Source organism: Pseudomonas sp. FSL R10-1350 (assembly GCF_009600525.1).
GTDB lineage: Bacteria > Pseudomonadota > Gammaproteobacteria > Pseudomonadales > Pseudomonadaceae > Aquipseudomonas > Aquipseudomonas helleri.
This window is the reverse complement of record NZ_WIVR01000163.1, coordinates 1-894: the sequence shown is the minus strand read 5'-3', so window position 1 is coordinate 894 and position 894 is coordinate 1. Positions and strand designations below refer to the sequence as shown.

The following is an 894-nucleotide window of genomic DNA, read 5'->3' as shown; positions in this document are numbered from 1 at the left end:
GTATCGAGAAGAATGATGCGCTTCTTGGTAAAACAAGTGACATTCCTTGCCTTAGGCTTATCTAGGCAACAAGAACAGGCTATCAAATAGGTGCGCAGACAAAGGCAAATAAACACAAAAATACATCTTCTGAGGGTAAGGGAAGGGTCAGATGAAGATTGGACTGCGCCAGATGGAACGCCATTAATAAAAACTATAAGCCTTAATATTAGTAGTATATCACCCCCTAGAATAACTTCATTTTCTCCAGGTGTTGATAAATCTTGGCTAGAATCCCAGCCTGGGCTGGATTTGGAGGGGATAGACCAAAAATTGGGTATGGCACTTAACGATGAAGTATTTATAGCTAATGAGGCAACAGGTAGTAGAATTTCACTTCATACACTAGCTGGCTTACTACCTGTTAAATTTCCAGGTATCACATATGGGAAAGGGGTGTACAGCGAGGATCTAAATGACTCATATTTAGAATATGAAGGTGGTGGTATAAGGTTAAAAATCAAAGGATACAAGCTTGCGTATGAGTACCACGAACCCGTAAATGTCATGTCAGTTATTGATTATTCTAAAGAGCTGCTTGGTATCGTTCAGAACTATTCGTCAGGAGATAAGAAAATGGTGTTTAGGGAAGGCATGGTAAAATAAGAATATACTGAAAAAACCCCTCTATTCTAGGGGTTTTATCGCCACTATTCTTGTCTGTGCATCTAATGATTTACTTTAATAACTGAATTTAGTTCTATATATTTTTCTATCTGACAAGGTAATTACTAGATTTTTGTAATTAGTCTTTTAAACTCATTAGAACCTTGGCCATCCTCACCTAGAACAGCCAGTCGCTCAGCTGGTCGTGTCAGAAAGTTATCCAGTAATGATAGTAGGGCTGCACGTTTT

The 894-nt window shown here is 38.5% G+C and carries 1 protein-coding gene; it reads left to right on the top strand.

The genetic code is table 11. The annotated features are described in order from the left end of the window. Positions 1-90: 90 nt before the first annotated feature. The gene (locus GHO25_RS25650; RefSeq protein ID WP_153393385.1) at positions 91-645 is read left to right on the top strand and encodes a hypothetical protein; all 555 of its coding nucleotides are present in this window, start codon (positions 91-93) and stop codon (positions 643-645) included. Positions 646-894 lie beyond the last annotated feature (249 nt).